A 17,654-nucleotide genomic window follows, 5' to 3' on the forward strand; every position below is an offset into this window, starting at 1 on the left:
TGAAAATGATTAATTGAACCATACTAGGCTTGAACACCTTTATACGTGTTCAAGCTTTTATTTCTTTGTTGTGGGGGGATATACGTTGAGCAAAAAGAGCAAATCTAAGCGCTTCATTCAGCAAGGTACAGACGCTGTAAAGAAGCATGATGAACGTTTCCCATATCGAGATATTTACGCCAATGTGGAAAATAAACGATAAACACTACGGGAGGTTTTGATTCGTATGGATAGAAGTAGTAACTTATTTCAACAAGCTGTACAAGCCGTCAGTAGCATAACCAATCGTAACGGTACTGTTGATCAGGAAGAACTTAGTGTAGCTCACAGTTGTATTGAAGCCGCCCAGCTTAATGCCTCGCAAGAAGAATTAGAGCAGTTGCAACAGTTCAAACAGCAACTAAAGCAACAACAAAAGTAAGTACGAATAAAAATGATTTAAGTGGCTTTAGCTCTATATTGCATAGAGCTAAAGCCACTAATATTTATGTAAATAATACTTCTCATTTTGACACATTTCTAACTCAGTTAGTTCATGTTCACTCCATCCTTTAACGCTTACTATGATTTACAAACATTCTACTTGTGATTTTTCCTCAAACTTTTTCAATCCAAAGTCTTCATTTGTTTCTAAAACCACACTTTGTGTTAAAAAAATTTCTTTTTCAAGTGGATTTAATTTCGAAAATTCTTCTCGTGTAATCATCCTATCTTCAACATATGCAAATGGGAAATTAGCTTCTGTTTTCGCAATAATAAAAGCTGGATTTGCATTTGATCGGTGTATAACTTCATAACTATGTGGAATATGTGGTTCATTCACTTCTTCTGTAAGTATATATTCGATATTAAAGAAATGATTTGCGTTTATTATTTCCACTATCTACTTGACAGGGGACAGTTCTTTCCTAAACTTTTTAATTTTGTCAATACTTTTTTACTACAAAAACAAAGAGAATTGCGCTTTTTGATAGTATTATGAACATTATGTACATCTTCGATGAAAACGTTTTAATTTTAGTATAATAATAATGAGAGATACTGTCATCACTTACATCTAGCACTATACATGATAGAAAAATGACAGAATAGTTACTGTTCTGCATCATTTTTTGAAGGAGAGATAAATACCAGATGGAGTTTAGACAACTGAGATACTTCGTTTCCATAGTGAACACAGGTAGTTATTCAGCCGCAGCAAAGAATTTATTCGTAACACAACCTACGTTAAGTTATAACATACAGAAATTAGAAAAGGAATTAGGAACCCATTTATTCTACCAATCGAATCAAAGTTTAAAATTGACTGATTCAGGTAGACTGCTTCATGAAAAAGGACAAAAAGTATTAGAAGAAATGGATGAATTAGTTGAGACGATCCAAAGAAAGAACATCACGAAGAAGAATAGTTTAAAAGTAGGGATTACTGTTTTATTCGCTATTCAATATATGAGACAGATTGTACATTTCACGTCCACTAATCCTCATATAGATGTACATTTTATACAAAGCGGATCCATTGACTTACAGAAAAAGCTCGCCAATGAAGAAATTGATATAGGACTACTATCCTTCCCTATATATGAACCATCTATCCATATAGAATGTATTAATACATCTAATTCAAATTATTCTGTTGATGTTGTTATGCCCTTTCATCACCCATTAGCACGTAAAAAATCAATTTCATTTGCTGATTTAGAGCCGCACACTATATGCGCTTTTTCAAAGGACTTCGTGCTTGGACGTGTTCTTCATGAACGATGTCAGGAGTTTGGATTTAAACCAAATATCATTTTTACTAATAACAACTGGGAAGTGCTATTACAAAATACACTCATAACCAATGGTTTGACCTTAATGCCTAATGAGTTAAAACAGTTTAGTAATTTTATTAATTTGAAATGGATTCCGCTCAAGGATAAAGCAAACTTCTTCGAAATAGGTATTGCTAGGCGTCGAAATGAAGAATTAAAAGATGCCGCCGCTCGTTTTATTGAGTACATTAAAGACAATTAAACACGTAAAAAGGAACCTACTTAACATGTGAACTGAATCCTTATAGGGTTCAGTTCAATCAGTAGATTCCTTTTTTTATTGACGTATTTTGAATTGTTATTGAAATAACTCTCAAAACATCCTAAAAATCCTAGCCAATAGTACTCAAATGAGGTTGAGCATATTCACCTATAGTGTAACCAACATTTTTGTAATACTCCTCTAAATGCCGTATAGGATATGGACGAGTCGAAGAATATAGATCCGTAGCTGGGATATAACCTACCAAAAATTTAAAAGTGCATGAAATCAAATATACAAACCTTGATTTCATGCGCTTTTCATTTTCCTTTATTCATACATTTCAATGCTATTTCGACTTCTGTCCCAAACTCTTTTTAAAGTAATTAATGGCTTCTCATTGTCTTTGTTAACATCAACAGCTTAAATATGACAAACCGTCTATTGAAATTAACTCACGAATATTACCATTATTTAACCTCTAGTATTTGTTCTTTCGCGTGGATTAATTGGGTAATTAACTCGTTATATGGAGCTTCATGTTCGAATTCTTTCGACATTCTAGCTACTGCCCCATTTAAGAAATCCACTTCTGTATAACGGTGATTTTGGACTAAATCTTGGTGCATGGATGGGTAATGAGAGCCAATGTTCTTGGACGCTTGCAAAACGTAATCAACTATTTCTTCCTCGTTTAGACTAGCTCCTTTTTTATTCGCAACGATAACAAACTCTTTTACAATTTGTCTTGTAATTGGCTCTGCTTGATCGGTAGAACAATATTGGTGTAAATTACTATCTAACAATGCACAAATTGCGTTCATTGCTCCATTTGTACACGCTTTACGCCAAATGGAAGTAGTAACATTTGTGCTATAACTTGTGTTTAATCCTGCTTCATTTAATAATTCAACAATTTGTTTTGCTTCTAACTCTTCTTTTTCACCAACGACAAAGTTCTGAATTTCTACTTTACCAGTACCGTTGAAATAAGCATGTCCTGGGCCTTTTAAACTAGCAGTATAAAGTGTCACTCCCATAAAAATATTATGCAAAGAAATATGTTCTTGAAGAATCGTTTCGTGCCCAACACCATTTAATAAACAAATAATCTTCGTATGTTCGCCAATTACCGGTTTAATATCTTCTATCATCTCCTGAAGTCCCATTGATTTCGTAAATACAAACACAAGATCCATTGTTTCTTTCACTTCAGAAGGATAGAATACAGGAATGTTCACGTACCTTTTTTCTTCCCCATTATCCACTAATAGCCCATTTTTACGAATTAGTTCAATATGTTCAGGCCACTTATCAATCAAAGTCACTTCATTACCAGCATCATGTAACATTACACCAAATCGACTACCTAACGCTCCTGAACCTGCAATTGCCACTTTCATTAGGATCACTTCCTATTCTTTTTATTTACTAGCTACTATTGCTTCATTTTCGATGAATGTATGAGCATGTTCTTGACCAGTTAGTACACGTCTTGCTCCTTTTGCTAAAGCAAGTAGCTCTTCTTCTCCTGGAACTATATGAACCGGCGCTAGAAAGGATACTCTTTCTTTCACCATATTCATTACATATTCTGAATAAGCCAACCCACCAGTTAAAATAATGGCGTCTACTTTCCCACATAAAACAGTGGCTAATTCGCCAATTGTTTTTGCAATTTGATAGGCCATAGCTCGTAAAATAAGTTGTGCTTGTTCATCCCCGTTCTTCGCTTTTTCTTCTACTATACGAGCGTCATTAGTACCGAAATAAGAAACAAGGCCACCTTTTTTACGAGTAAGCTCCGTCATTTCTTTTTGAGTACGTTGAAAACACATTGGAATAATCTCTTTTAATGGTAAGCCTCCTGACCGTTCCGTTGAAAATAGTCCTTCATCGTCAGAAACAAGGTCAATAATTCTACCATTCCTATGCGCACTAGCCGAACTTCCACCGCCTATATGAGCAACAACTAAGCGACTCTCTTCATACGGCTTTCCTAGCTGTTCATCGGCTATTTTCATACTTACGGCACGCATATTTAACACATGTCCTATACTTTTTCGTTCAATGGAGGCTGATCCCGAAATGCGAGCGACATCTTCCATTTGATCGACGGTAACAGGGTCATAAATAAAAGCCTGACAATCTTCAGTTCCGAAAACTTCTGCAATTCCTTTTGCCAAACTAGCCCCTAAATTAGAAGCATGTTGTAACACTGGGCGATGTTCTAAACAATCAAGCATCGCTTCATTCACTCGATACGCACCAGCCTTTACTGGTGGTAACAATCCACCACGACCTACGACAGCATCGAAGGAACCGATTTTCATGTCCATTTCTTGAAGAAACGTTGCAATATCTTGGTAGCGAAGATGATATTGTTGCATAATCGAATCGTATTGCGAAATTGTTTCATAATGATAAGTAAATTCTTTTTTAAATGTTAATTCATCATTTTCATAACAAGCAACCTTCGTTGAGGTAGCTCCTGGGTTAATCGCTAAAACACGATGCTTCATTTAATCAACATTCCTTTCTCGCATTAGCGCGACTAATTTGTAAGGCTAGCAATAGGGAACGCCTTTTTTCTTCCGCCGTTGAACTTCTTGACGTTAATATGATTGGAGCTTGGGCACCAATGATAAGCCCTGCCATTGCACCATTACCTAGTAGGATCATACTCTTCGATAAGGTGTTCCCATTCACGACATCGGCCGCTACTAATACATCGGCATCACCTTGGATGCGACCTTTGTATTGCTTTTCTGCCGCGATCGCAGGAAATAGTGCTAAATCTAATGAAAGAGGACCTTCCACAATACAATTCTCACTAGGCTCAAATCGTTTCGTTAATTCTTCCGCATCTACAGAAGGTTGTAATTTCGGTTGTACAACTTCCGCAGCTGATAAGACGGCAAATTTAGGCTGTTTGTATCCTAATGCTTGCATCACTTCTGTCGCATTGTTAATAATCGACTCCTTCTGATCCACATTAGGAGATAAAAGCATCCCACCATCTGTCACCCCAATGAATCTAGGATAATGAGGCGTTTCAATGAGTGCTAAATGAGATAGTACATCACGCTTACGAATACCAGTTTCTCGATTAACTACTTGTTTCAGTAACGTACCTGTTTGAATATTACCCTTCATAATAAAACCACATTCACCATTTCTTACTAATTCCACACCTTTAAATGCAGCTTCTTCATCTGACTCGACGTGGACAATATGATAAGAAGTGTGATCGATATCCATGTTCATTAATAACGGGTCTAACATTGCTTGATCATCTATTAAAAATGGAACAATGAGCCCTTGCTTGGCTAATTCAAACACGCTTTCCAATGCACTAGAACTGGCCGCTTTCACAACTGCCACTCGTTGCATTTCTTCTTCTTGTTTCATTAATGATTGCTCTAATTCATGAAAGTTACGAACCATTTTACCTCCACCTGCCTATTCGATATCCAATTTATAATCTTCCGGGGAAATGATCGGCCATACTTTAGTAAACAAATGATTAAATATGATTCCAAATACAACTGGTGCAATCACGAATACCCCAGTAGTAACCATGACGTTCATAATCGTCCATCCACCTTCAACTAAGTTGATATGGTTGATTGGTCCTACAAGTCCACTAAAACCGAATCCAGCACTCATCGGAGTACCTTGAATATTGAATACAGCAGCTAAGATTCCTACGCAAGCCGCATTACAAATAATTGGAATCATAATTTTAGGTTTTGCAAAGAAATTCGGCATCGACATTTTTGGTGATCCAATGAAATGAGCTAAGTTCGTTCCAATTGGATTCACTTTCCAACCTGCGATTGCTAAACCGAAACCAGCTGCACAAATACCTAAGTTACCAGCACCAGCACCAAGCCCTGTCAAAGATATGGCTACCGCTATTCCAACCGTAGTGATTGGAGATACGATTAGAAGAGAAAACGTAATTGCAATAAGAATACTCATGATAATCGGTTGGAAGTTCAACAGTTGTGCGACAAACATGCCGATTAACGTTGTAATATGAGCAACATAAGGAAGCAAGAACACACCGAGACCACCAGCAACAACTAAAATAATAGTCGGGATCAGCAAGATAGAATACGCCTTTAATCGATTTCCTAGTAGAAGGACAAGTCCAGCTGCAATAGCACCAGTAATCCCCATGTTAATGACATCACCAGTACCACTTAATGTCATGGCTCCTTCAGAAAAGTTAACGGCCCCTCCACCAAACAATACAGCGAGACCAATTGATGCGGATTGAATCGGTGTAAACTTAAATTGATAGCCGATAATGACACCGACTACTAATCCTAGTACAGATGTAGCCATACTTGTCGCATTTAGAATCACTTGACCTTGAGGGAATACTCCTAACAATGCTTTAAATAATTCCCCTAATAATGCTCCTGGTATTAAAGCAATAACGGTACCAATAGCTAGCCCATTTAATACGTTCATTGTAAATTTTTTTGCGGTTAATTTTTCCGTTTCCATATGAATTCTCCTTTTTCAGTTGATGAAAAGCATATGTTTGTCATGTAAACCTTGCTCAACATTTCACAATTAATAAAATATTTATAGCTAACCATGAACAAGGATACGGAGAAAAAGTACGATTACTGAAGGATAATTGTAACGTCTAAAGGCTTCATGATCGCGCTTTATATAGAAGCCTTTAGTACGTTATTTGATAACATTATCATTTGATTGGTTTAGCGTTTACTTGCGAACTTCCCACTTAGGGCGTTTGTCATGAGAGAAGAAGCTGTTACGCTTTCTGCGACTTTGCATACGTTCTTCACAAAATACATTAGCCGCTTCAGAAGTACATTGACCATTCGCTTCTGCTTGTTGATAAATCTTTAATAATGAATCATAGATTGCTTTCGTTTTCGCAAGCACACGCTCTTTGTTAGGTTCATATAGCTCATCCGCTACTTGGATAAGTCCTCCCCCGTTTACAATATAGTCAGGAGCATACAATATTCCTTTCTGCTGCAACACCTTGCCATGATAACTTTCTTGCAACTGGTTGTTGGCTGATCCAACCACACCTCTTACGTTGATGCGTTCAATTGTGTCATCATTTATAATGCCACCAAATGCACATGGGACAAATATATCTGCATCTACATCGTAAATCTCTTCTCCAGATACCACTTGCACAGAGGCTCCTTTTTCGGATGCCCTTTTTACTACTTGATTAATCGCTTCTTCATTAATATCGGATACATATAAAGATGCACCTTCATCGATTAAACGATTTGCTACTTTGCTACCAACTTTACCTAGTCCTTGTATAGCATAAGTACGACCACTTAATTCATCTGTGCCGAATAACGTTTTGTTTGTTGCTTGTAAGCCATAAATAACACCTAGTGCAGTTGGAATGGAAGAATCTCCACTTCCTCCATATGCTTCTGGTACTCCTACAATACAACTTGTTTCTTTTAAGGAGTGAATAAAATCTTCAGGTGCTGTCCCCATATCTGTTCCTGTATAGAACCTGCCATTTAAAGAATCAACAAATTGTCCAAAAGCACGGAACAATTCTGGTGACTTATCCTTCTCGGGATCACCGATAATTACGGACTTGCCTCCACCAAAATCAACATCTGCTGCTGCACATTTATACGTCATCCCTTTTGACAAACGCAACACATCTTTAAGTGCGGCATCAAAACTCTCATAAGGTTGCATCCGGCAACCACCTAATGCTGGACCTAATGTAGTATCATGTATGGCAATAATAGCTTTTAAGCCAGTTTCCGGATCGTTACAACATACAATTTGCTGATGTTCGTGCATTTGCTCAAATAATTCCAATGATATACCCCTCTCTTTTTCTCTATTTGTTAGTAGTAGTACATTTTTTTTCCTACTACTATTCCACTAGCATCTATCATTGTTTTACATTTGTTTCTTCCTATTAAATTATATATGGATTGGATTACCTAGCGCTAATTCAGCAGCATCCATTATACTCTCTCCCATTGAAGGATGACTGTGAATAGTTAATGTAATATCCTCTGCTGATAAACCATTTTCAATTGCAACTGCTAACTCAGCAATTAAATCGCTAGCACTAACACCTGCAACTTGTGCACCTAATATTGCATTACTTTGCTTTTCCGTAATAAGTCGAATAAATCCTTGCGTTTGGTTTAACGATAACGCGCGGCCATTCCCTGCTAACGGAAATTTGCTAGCTTTAACTTGATAACCAAGCTCTTTTGCTTCTTTTTCGGTATAACCGACGGTTGCAAGCTCTGGTTCTGTAAAGCACACTGCTGGCATTGCTAAATAGTCAACCGCTACACCTTTACTTCCACTAATTGCTTCAGCAGCTACTTTCGCTTCATAGCTTGCTTTATGTGCTAATGCCGCTCCAGGTACAACATCCCCTATAGCGAAGATGTTCTTCTTATTCGTTCTTCCTTGTTCATCTACTTCAATTAGTCCATTAGCCGCTACTTTAATACCAGCTAATTCTAATCCAAGATCGTCTGTATTCGGACGACGCCCAACGGATACTAGTACGTAATCAGAGTCAACAGTATGCTCCTTGCCATCCTGTTCGTACGTAACCGTTACTTGCTCATCTGATTGAGTGACCGATTTCGCCGTGGCATTTGTCATAATAGATACATTTTTACGTTTGAAGTCATCTTCTACAAGCTTAACCATATCACGCTCAAAGCTTGGCAAAATATGCGATGTACCTTCTAATATCGTTACTTCAGATCCGAAGTTTGCATAAACGCCTGCTAGCTCTACTCCAATATACCCGCCGCCTATGACCGTCAGCTTCTTAGGAATCTCTTGTAAGTTTAGTGCGCCAGTCGAATCAATAACGCGCCCTTTAAAAGGAAACCCTTTTATTTCAATCGGACGGCTACCCGTTGCAATAATCGCATGCTTAAACTGATACGATTGACCGGATGCTTCATCAAACATCACTCGAATTGTAGTGCTATCAATAAAATGGGCTTCTCCTTTAATAATCTCCACTTTATTCTTCTTCAGTAGCATTTCTACACCTTTAGTCAGCTTGCTAACCACATGATTGTCTTTCCATGCTTGGGTTTCTTGAAAGTTAATCGATGTATCATTAGAATGAATACCTAATAATTTAGAATCTAGTGACACTTGAAACTGATGACTTGCATTAATAAGTGCTTTAGATGGAATACACCCTACATTTAAGCAAGCTCCACCAATAGATCCCTTTTCAATGATGGCTACTTTTTGACCAAGCTGGGCAGCACGAATGGCTGCCACATACCCACCTGGTCCTGATCCGATCACAACGGTATCCAACTCTTTTGCGAAATCTCCTACTACCATGAGTTACTCATCACCCTTCTACAAAAAGTAATTCTGGATCAGCTAAATATTCCTTCAAATCATTGATTGCACTTTGTGCGGTAGCACCATCAATAATACGGTGGTCAAAGCTAAAGGAAATCTTTAACATCGGTGCTACAATCGGCTGTTTGTTCTCATCAGGAATGACTTCATCCTCAATTCTAGCAACACCTAAGATTGCTACTTCTGGTTGGTTAATAATTGGTGTGGACCATACACCGCTTGTAGCAAGTGAACCTACGTTCGTAATCGTCATGGAACCATTTCGCATATCCGCGCTAGTCAATGTTCCATTCATTGCTTTTTCCGTATTTTCTTTTAGACCTTCTGCTATTTTGAATAGACTTTTGCGTTCTGCATCACGAATCATTGGAACGAATAAACCTTTATCCGTATCTGTTGCAATTCCTACGTTATAATAGTGTTTGTATACGATTTCATCTGTTTTTTCATCAATGGTTGCATTTAATTCTGGATAACGAGATAGAATAGCCACAACTGCTTTGACAAAATAAGCTGTGTAAGTAAGTTTAATACCTCGCTCCTTAGCAATGACTTTGAAACGATCTCGATGCTCTACTAGTTTCGTTACATTTACGCGATCTAAAACAGTCACATGAGGTGAAGTTGCTTTACTATTCACCATCGCTTTAGAAATCGCTTTACGTGTTGATGACATCTTCACTCTCGTTTCCATTGCTTGTACATTTGGTTGTGAAACAGGCGCTACTTCTGGAGTCTCAACTGGCTGTATAGTTTCTTCCACTTGCTCTTCCTTCGCCTGTCCTGTAGCCAAATAGTGATCGATATCTTCTTTTGTAACGCGATTATTTTTGCCTGTTGCAGGAACTTTCGTAAGATCGACTTCTTGCTCTCGAGCGTATTTGCGTACTGCTGGAATCGCTAACATACGAACATCAATCGATGCTGCTTTCTGGGACTGTTCGGGCTTATTTGTGGAAGCACTTTCTTTTGTTGGCTCTTCTACCTTTGGCGCTGGAGCGGCTTCTTCTTGTGCTTCTCCTTCTATTTCAATCTCGACAATTGCCTCGCCGACTTTCGCCACTTCTCCTTCTTCAAACAACAATTGCTTTACAATCCCTGTCACAGGAGATGGCAATTCGACAACCGCTTTATCACTTTGGATTTCTACAATTGTATCGTCTTGCTTTATCTGGTCACCCGGTTTAACTCCCCATTGCACAATTTCACTTTCATGTATTCCTTCGCCACTATCAGGTAATATGAATGAATATACCATGCTGCATCCTCCCTTATTTAAAAGTCGTAAACTTCCTTCACTTTCGCAATAATATCTTGATGATCCGGAAGCCACTCTGATTCCGCTGCACCAAATGGATAAACAGAATCCGGAGCAGTTACTCTAGAAATTGGAGCTTCTAAGTACATAAACGCACGCTCACCGATTTCAGACATCAATTGACCTGTAACGCCAGATTGACGCTGCGCTTCTTGTGCCACGACTACCCTTCCTGTTTTCTTCACTGATTCTATAATTGTTTCCATATCAACAGGTGCAATCGTTCTTAAATCTAGTACTTCCACGGAAATATTCTCTTTCTCTAATTCATTAGCTGCTTTTAACGCTTCACCAATCATTAAACCGTAACCAATGACCGTTACATCTGTACCTTCACGAGTAATAGCTGCTTTATCTAATGGAACACGATAAGCTTCTTCTGGCACTTCTTGTTTAATAGAACGATATAATTTCAAGTGCTCTAAGAAAATAACAGGATCATTGCTTTCAATAGAAGAAATAAGTAAGCCTTTTGCATCGTATGGATTACTTGGTATAACGATGCGTATACCAGGGATTTGAGCCAATATACCTTCTAAACTATCAGAATGAAGCTCTGGCGTATGCACTCCTCCACCATATGGCGCCCTTACCGTTATTGGCATACTTCTTGAACCTGCCATACGATAACGCATACGGGAGAATTGAGCCGTAACAGGCGACATCGCTTCCAAAATAAATCCTAAAAATTGAATTTCCGGAACAGGTCTAAATCCTTCTGACGCTAATCCAACAGACATACCTAGAATTCCTGACTCTGCTAAAGGCGTATCAAATACTCGATCAACACCATGCTTTGCCTGAAGTCCATCTGTTACACGGAAAACGCCTCCGTTAGGTCCAATATCTTCTCCATACATTAAAACGTTCTCATCTGTTTGCAGTTTATAATCCAATGCATCATTAATGGCTTGTACAATCGTTTTTTCACTCATGATCGGTCATCTCCTTTGCTTCGTATTCAGCAATTTGTTCTTGAATATTTTGAGGAGAAACTTCATACATATTTTTTAGGAAATCTGAGATTTTTTGCTTATCTGCTTGGCCAATAGCTGCTACAGCTTGCTTAATTTCCTCTGTGCACGCTTCGACTACTTCATTTTCTTTCTCTTCATTCCAAAGACCTTTATCACCTAAATACTTTCTCATTCGATGAAGTGGATCTTTACGTTCCCAGTCAGTTAGTTCTTCTTCACTACGATAACGAGTTGGATCATCGGACATCGTATGTGGACCAAAGCGATACGTTAACGCTTCAATCAATACAGGCCCTTTACCCGCTAGAGCGTGTTCACGAGCATATGACACAACAGCATACATAGCAAGAGGGTCCATACCATCTACTTGAATACCAGGAATTCCAGCTGCTACCGCTTTTTGAGCAAGTGTTTCAGCTTGTGTTTGTTGTTCAACAGGAACAGAGATACCGTACCCGTTATTTTGTACAACTGCTATATATGGCACTTCATAAACACCAGCAAAGTTAATTCCTTCGTAGAAATCTCCTTGTGACGTAGCACCATCTCCATTTAAGGAAAGTACAACATTCTTTTTATTTCTTTTCTTCATGCCTAGGGCTACACCCATCGCATGTGTAATATGTCCACCAACAATAACTTGTGGAGAATAAGCGTGTAAATCTTCTGGATAGTTATTCCCATCCATATGCCCTTTGTACCATAGGAATGCCTTTTCAACAGGTAAACCGTGCATTATAAGAGGAACTAAATCACGATACGTACCTGCAAAGAAATCCCCTTCACCTAGGGCGTATTGAGAAGCCACTTGGCTCGCTTCCTGGCCACCACCTGGGGCGTAGTTGCCTAGCGCTCCTTGTCTGTTTAACAATGTAACACGTCGATCATACGTTCTTGCCCAAACGAGTCTTCTCATTAATTCCGTTAATTGCTCGTCAGACATATTTGGCTCTAGTCCGCGATCCACAACCTTACCGGATGGATCTAGAACTTGGTAAAAAGGGAAAGCATCTTTATAACCCTTCACAAGGTTATCGAATTTTAATTTTGTTGCATTTTTTGTAGCCATAATTACATCCCTTTCTGTGCTTATTTGTAAACGCTTTACACTTATAGATTAGCATGCTTTGTATGGTTGGGATAATTGAACTAATCTATAAGCACATAGAAAACCTATAAAACGCTTTCATATCACGTGTTGAATCACAGAAGAAGTCGAAATATGTCGTAATTGTGACGAGAAAATGAGGTGTTGATAACCCTTTTTCTCGTCATTTTCCCTTCCCAATCATTAAAAAAATCCTCAAAGAGATGATCATCTTCTCTTTGAGGTTCTTTCTTCTTTATTCAGATTCTATAATAGCTGTCATAGACTCGATGACAGTCATATGCTCATTATCCCATTCATCAGCGGATGCTTGTGGGTTAATCAATACTGCTTTCATATTCATTTGTAATGCCGGAGCAATTTCATTAATAAAGTTATCTCCAATTGATACAGTTTGTTCCGGTGTTACATTCCACTTATCCATAATACGTGTAAAATGCTGCTTCGTATTAGCGGGCTTCTTAGCAGAGGTTACGACGTCATGGAATAGATTTTCTAAGTCTAGCTCTTTCAATAAATTTCGAACGTCATATTCTTCGCTGTTCGTAACGAGTATAATCGTTTTGCTTTGTTTCCATTTCAACAATTGTTGTTTTAGTCCTTTTGTTTTCGTTAACGTGAATTGACCTGACACCATATATTCTTTTGTTTTAACGTAGCTATCATATGTATCCTTCGTCGTGAGTCCGTAATGAAGGGCGTTGGCAAACGGAAACCACCAGCCGTCACCAATTGCAATCATTTGTTCAAAATCAAATTCAATCACAGTTGGATACGTCTGTTGCACCGCATCCTTTGACCATTCTTCTCCAGCCCAATCCCAAACTTGCTCTACGATAAATGTCTCGGGATTAATCGCTAAAATGGTATCGCGCTGAACATCATACACTTTCCCAATTGTAAGGACGTGAAGGCCGCTTACCATCTGCTCGTACTCTTTCCAGAAACGATCTTGCACACCATCTGGTAATTTATGTTTCAACTGCTTTGCGTGATAAGAAAAATGATCCGTATCTTCATATAATGTTCCATCTAAATCAAAAATCAACAGTTCTGCATTTTTCACTAAATTCATTTGTACACACTCCTCTTCATTATCCATTTTCAACTTGAAAGTTTATGCTCGTATTAATTAAATATTAAATCTATGTAAATGTGTGTTAAATCTCGTACTAGTATATTGTAACTACTTCTTATTTATTGAATAATTTTACTAGAGTTCTTACTCAATACATTTTAGGGGGATTTATTAATGAAGAAGTGGTTAGCATTTTTAATGGCACTTTCACTTGCACTAGTATTAGTAGCTTGTGGCAGTAATGAAGAATCAGATGAGCAACCTTCTGGTGAAGAAGATACAGAAGCATCTGAAAATAGTACTGAGTCGGAAGGAGAGGAAACCGATTCCGAAGACCCAGAGAAAATCGTAATGGGCTTTGTTCCTTCCACAGAGTCAGATAAAATCGCTGATACAGTTGAACCTCTTGCTAAACAACTTTCAGAAGAGCTTGGCGTTGAAGTTGAGGGCAAAGTAATGAGTAGCTACTCTGCAGTAGTTGAAGGGATGGGTAGTGGACAAATCCACATCGGGTTCCTTCCTGCATTTGCCTACGTTCTTGGTAATGAAAAGTACGACATTGATGTAATGCTTAAATCAGAACGTTACGGAAGCGATCAATACCGCGCTCAATATGTTGTTTCTGCTGATTCTGACATTGAAGAACTAGCAGACTTAGAGGGTAAAACTTGGGCTATCCCAGATATTAGCTCCACTTCCGGTTTCTTATTCCCTTCAGCACAAATCATGGATGAATTTAGTGTAGAAGACGTTCAAGAAGGATTCTTTTCTCAAACAATTCCTGCTGGTGGTCATGACAATGCTGTTATTACAGTTCTTGAAGGCAATGCTGATGTTGCAACTACATTCGAGGATGCACGTGAAAACGTTCAAGAAGATTATCCTGAAGTAATGGATGAAACGAAAATTATTGGTTACACAGATTGGATTCCAAACGACACGATTTCTGTTATTCCATCTTTAAGTGACGACATGAAAACAAAAATCGAAGAAGCATTCCTTTCTTTCAATGATAATGAAGAAATGATTAAAGTCATGAATGAAGTATATAGCTGGGATGCAATTGTAGAAGCAAACCACGAAGATTATGAAATCGTTGCGAATACGTATGAAAAGTTCAAAGATCAAATTAATATTGATGATATGTAATCGATATTACCCCTTATCTATTATTCTTTCATCGTAGAAATAATAGAACGTTTCATAATTCCACGTTTAACGATGCAGGAGAACGACGAAGGGAAAAGAAGGGAGAGTTTATTCTCCCTTCTTTCTTTTTTCTTGTAGATTCCAAACTGAGACATAAGGAGTGTCCATATCCATGATTGAATATAACGATGTATCTCTCGTATATCCTAACGGGACGAAAGCGTTGCAAAATATAAACCTTACCATTAATCAAGGCGAGTTTGTTGTCATAGTTGGTCTATCAGGAGCGGGGAAATCCACACTAATTCGAAGTATAAACCGGCTCGTTACCCCTACTGCTGGGCAACTACTCGTGGATAACCAAGACATTTTAAAGCTGAACACGAAACAATTACGTCAATTACGCACTAAAGTAGGGATGATTTTCCAACACCATAACCTCGTCAAGCGTTCCACCGTCATAAAAAATGTAATCGCTGGCCGTTTAGGATATACAAACACGCTAAAAAGCATTTTGAACCTATACTCAAAACAAGATTTACAATTAGCATATGACAGTTTAAAGCGTGTCAACATTGAAGAAAAAGTGTATACGCGGTCTGATCAATTAAGTGGTGGACAACAGCAACGCGTATCCATTGCTCGCGTGTTAACCCAACAACCAAATATTATTTTGGCAGATGAGCCAGTAGCCAGTTTAGACCCCCCTACTTCTCATCAAGTCATGACCTATTTGAAACGAGTAAATCGAGAAGATAACATTACGACCATCGTGAACTTACACTTTATTGATATGGCCATGGAATATGCGGATCGAATTATTGGCATGCGTGATGGAAAAATTGTCTTTGACGGACCTGCTTCTATGGTAAATGAAAGTACATTTGAACAAATTTATGGTCGAAAAATAAGAGATGATGACATTAGAGGAGGGACAACCGAACATGAACAAACCTCAGTCAACCCAAGCAACTAACGATTCGGTTCCCGTTATCAAAGGACTAGCATCATCGAAACAAAAACTAAGAAACCTACTTATTTTGCTCATTGTAGGCTCTCTATATCTGTACAGTTCCATTCAAACAGAATCATTTATCACCCGCTTTAATAGTGAATTCTTCAGTAATGTAGGAAGAATGCTCGGGCAAATGTGGCCACCAAATATGGAGTTTGCAAGCACCGTTTGGCCGAAGTTAGCAGAAACAGTGCAAATGGCCGTAATTGGCACATCTATCGCAGCTATGTTTAGTTTGCCTTTAAGCTTATTGGCTTCTTACAATATTATACCTAGCAAAATCGTGTACCGCACAACGAAGTTCTTTCTGAATGTGCTACGAACGATTCCAGAAATATTACTTGCGGTAATATTTATTAGTTTAGTCGGGATCGGTGTATTCCCTGGTATATTAGCACTTGCCGTATTTTCTGTCGGCATTCTCGCTAAACTTATGAGTGACACGATAGAGTCGATTGATATGAACCAAGTGGAGGCATTACGCGCATCTGGAGCAAATACGTTACAAGTAATCCATTACGCTGTTCTCCCACAAATTATGCCCCAGTTTGCTTCTTTCTCTTTATATGTCTTTGAAATAAATGTACGTGCATCAGTCGTGTTAGGATTCGTCGGCGCTGGTGGTGTTGGTTTATTATTAAATCAACAAATCTCTTTCTTTAATTATCCAAATGCGATGGCACTAACAATCATTATTTACGTCGTCGTTGTTTTCATTGATTATATTAGTAATAAAATTAGGGAGGCGCTATTATGAATAGACAAGCGGTATTACCTCCTCGTCCAAAGCGAAGTTTGAAAAGCATGAGCAAAACGTACGGCTTAAGCTTGTTATTTCTATTCATATTTATTTGGTCTGCCCTAGGAACAATCGATAAAGTGAATTGGAGCCGCGTATTTAGCATGCACACAATCGCTAACATAGACCGAGTCATTCCGAAGTTATTCCAACCAAACTTTGACAAACTGGATCGGGTGCTAGAATTGATGTTTGAGACGTTGTTCATCGCTTTTACCGGCTCTTTGATGGCAGCCATTTTAGCAATCCCTTTAGGTTTTCTAACTGCCAAAAATATGATGGGAACAAGTCCAATTGGAAAAGTAGTAAATGCGATATGCAAATTGCTACTTAATGCAATCCGTACATTCCCAGAAATCTTGTTAGCACTTATTTTCGTTGCCTCGATTGGTCCTAGTCCCTTTGCCGGTGTACTTGCGATTGCAATTGGCTCTACAGGCATGTTAGGAAAGCTGTATGGAGAAGTTATTGAAACCATTGATATGCAAGTCGTTGAAGCGTTGGAGGCAAATGGGGCAAACAAAATTCAAATACTGTTCTACGGCATCATTCCACAAATCGTGCCCGAATTTCTTAGCTATGCCATCTATCGCTTTGAAATCGATGTAAGGGCCTCTACTATTCTCGGCATAATCGGTGCTGGTGGTATTGGTACGATGATTGTCATCTCTCAACAAAACCGTAATTGGGATGAAGTAAGCCTAATTTTAATTGTTATCATCGTAACCGTGACCATCATTGATAACATTAGTGCCTTTATTCGTAAGCGATTAGTATAAAAAAAATGCCCTTCTCA

The 17,654-nt window shown here is 38.3% G+C and carries 18 protein-coding genes; 7 read left to right on the forward strand and 11 right to left on the reverse strand.

All coding sequences use genetic code 11. The annotated features are described in order from the left end of the window. Window positions 1–85 precede the first annotated feature (85 nt). Together N784_RS05425 and N784_RS05430 are read left to right on the forward strand one after the other, a co-directional pair. Window positions 86–202 (forward strand): hypothetical protein, encoded by a 117-nt coding sequence (locus N784_RS05425; protein WP_036833131.1) that lies wholly within the window; start codon window positions 86–88, stop codon window positions 200–202. Between the two features lie 24 nt (window positions 203–226). Further along, window positions 227–421: a DUF3813 family protein gene (locus tag N784_RS05430; RefSeq protein ID WP_036833133.1), complete on the forward strand. Its 195-nt coding sequence runs from the start codon at window positions 227–229 to the stop codon at window positions 419–421. A 147-nt stretch (window positions 422–568) separates the two neighbouring features. On the opposite strand, the gene N784_RS05435 is transcribed toward N784_RS05430, so the two are convergent. Continuing rightward, a complete protein-coding gene (locus tag N784_RS05435; RefSeq protein ID WP_036833134.1) occupies window positions 569–880 on the reverse strand; it encodes a hypothetical protein in 312 nt (103 codons plus the stop codon). Between the two features lie 254 nt (window positions 881–1,134). Between N784_RS05435 and N784_RS05440 the strand changes: the two genes are divergently transcribed. Further along, window positions 1,135–2,019 carry a LysR family transcriptional regulator gene (locus tag N784_RS05440; RefSeq protein WP_036833135.1) on the forward strand — a complete coding sequence of 295 codons (885 nt, stop codon included), beginning with the start codon at window positions 1,135–1,137 and terminating at the stop codon, window positions 2,017–2,019. A 470-nt stretch (window positions 2,020–2,489) separates the two neighbouring features. Here N784_RS05440 and N784_RS05445 read toward each other — a convergent pair whose 3' ends face one another. From N784_RS05445 to N784_RS05490, 10 genes are all read right to left on the reverse strand, one after another. Continuing rightward, a complete protein-coding gene (locus N784_RS05445) occupies window positions 2,490–3,422 on the reverse strand; it encodes a 2-dehydropantoate 2-reductase (RefSeq protein ID WP_036833136.1) in 933 nt (310 codons plus the stop codon). A gap of 21 nt (window positions 3,423–3,443) precedes the next feature. Beyond that, complete coding sequence (gene buk / locus N784_RS05450) at window positions 3,444–4,541, reverse strand: butyrate kinase (RefSeq protein WP_036833137.1); 1,098 nt, start codon at window positions 4,539–4,541, stop codon at window positions 3,444–3,446. A 4-nt stretch (window positions 4,542–4,545) separates the two neighbouring features. After that, window positions 4,546–5,466: a phosphate acyltransferase gene (locus tag N784_RS05455; protein ID WP_036833138.1), complete on the reverse strand. Its 921-nt coding sequence runs from the start codon at window positions 5,464–5,466 to the stop codon at window positions 4,546–4,548. Window positions 5,467–5,481: 15 nt separating this feature from the next. After that, entirely contained in the window at window positions 5,482–6,537 is a 1,056-nt protein-coding gene (locus N784_RS05460) for a PTS transporter subunit IIC (RefSeq protein ID WP_036833139.1), read from the reverse strand. 225 nt (window positions 6,538–6,762) lie between these two features. Beyond that, the gene (locus tag N784_RS05465) at window positions 6,763–7,851 is read right to left on the reverse strand and encodes a Leu/Phe/Val dehydrogenase (RefSeq protein ID WP_052127150.1); all 1,089 of its coding nucleotides are present in this window, start codon (window positions 7,849–7,851) and stop codon (window positions 6,763–6,765) included. Between the two features lie 126 nt (window positions 7,852–7,977). After that, window positions 7,978–9,390: a dihydrolipoyl dehydrogenase gene (gene lpdA, locus N784_RS05470; protein WP_036833143.1), complete on the reverse strand. Its 1,413-nt coding sequence runs from the start codon at window positions 9,388–9,390 to the stop codon at window positions 7,978–7,980. 10 nt (window positions 9,391–9,400) lie between these two features. After that, window positions 9,401–10,672, reverse strand: a complete 1,272-nt coding sequence (locus N784_RS05475) for a dihydrolipoamide acetyltransferase family protein (protein WP_036833145.1) — start codon at window positions 10,670–10,672, stop codon at window positions 9,401–9,403. A 17-nt stretch (window positions 10,673–10,689) separates the two neighbouring features. After that, complete coding sequence (locus tag N784_RS05480; protein WP_036833146.1) at window positions 10,690–11,667, reverse strand: alpha-ketoacid dehydrogenase subunit beta; 978 nt, start codon at window positions 11,665–11,667, stop codon at window positions 10,690–10,692. Beyond that, window positions 11,660–12,778, reverse strand: coding sequence for a pyruvate dehydrogenase (acetyl-transferring) E1 component subunit alpha (gene pdhA / locus N784_RS05485; protein ID WP_036833148.1), 1,119 nt, complete (start codon window positions 12,776–12,778; stop codon window positions 11,660–11,662). The genes N784_RS05480 and pdhA overlap by 8 nt, the downstream gene beginning before the upstream one ends. Before the next feature lie 274 nt (window positions 12,779–13,052). Continuing rightward, complete coding sequence (locus tag N784_RS05490; protein WP_036833149.1) at window positions 13,053–13,892, reverse strand: HAD family hydrolase; 840 nt, start codon at window positions 13,890–13,892, stop codon at window positions 13,053–13,055. 177 nt (window positions 13,893–14,069) lie between these two features. Here N784_RS05490 and phnD point away from each other — a divergent pair, with 177 nt between their 5' ends. The 4 genes from phnD to phnE (N784_RS05510) all read left to right on the forward strand — a co-directional run bounded on the left by phnD (window position 14,070) and on the right by phnE (N784_RS05510) (window position 17,637). After that, window positions 14,070–15,044 carry a phosphate/phosphite/phosphonate ABC transporter substrate-binding protein gene (phnD, locus tag N784_RS05495; RefSeq protein WP_036833150.1) on the forward strand — a complete coding sequence of 325 codons (975 nt, stop codon included), beginning with the start codon at window positions 14,070–14,072 and terminating at the stop codon, window positions 15,042–15,044. A 172-nt stretch (window positions 15,045–15,216) separates the two neighbouring features. Further along, window positions 15,217–16,020 (forward strand): phosphonate ABC transporter ATP-binding protein, encoded by an 804-nt coding sequence (gene phnC / locus N784_RS05500; RefSeq protein WP_052127146.1) that lies wholly within the window; start codon window positions 15,217–15,219, stop codon window positions 16,018–16,020. Next, entirely contained in the window at window positions 15,989–16,816 is an 828-nt protein-coding gene (phnE, locus tag N784_RS05505; protein ID WP_084600140.1) for a phosphonate ABC transporter, permease protein PhnE, read from the forward strand. The genes phnC and phnE (N784_RS05505) overlap by 32 nt, the downstream gene beginning before the upstream one ends. Then, window positions 16,813–17,637, forward strand: a complete 825-nt coding sequence (gene phnE, locus N784_RS05510) for a phosphonate ABC transporter, permease protein PhnE (RefSeq protein WP_156965184.1) — start codon at window positions 16,813–16,815, stop codon at window positions 17,635–17,637. The genes phnE (N784_RS05505) and phnE (N784_RS05510) overlap by 4 nt, the downstream gene beginning before the upstream one ends. The last annotated feature ends 17 nt before the right edge of the window (window positions 17,638–17,654 follow it).

Origin of the sequence: Pontibacillus litoralis JSM 072002 (assembly GCF_000775615.1) — a bacterium.
Taxonomy (GTDB): domain Bacteria; phylum Bacillota; class Bacilli; order Bacillales; family BH030062; genus Pontibacillus; species Pontibacillus litoralis.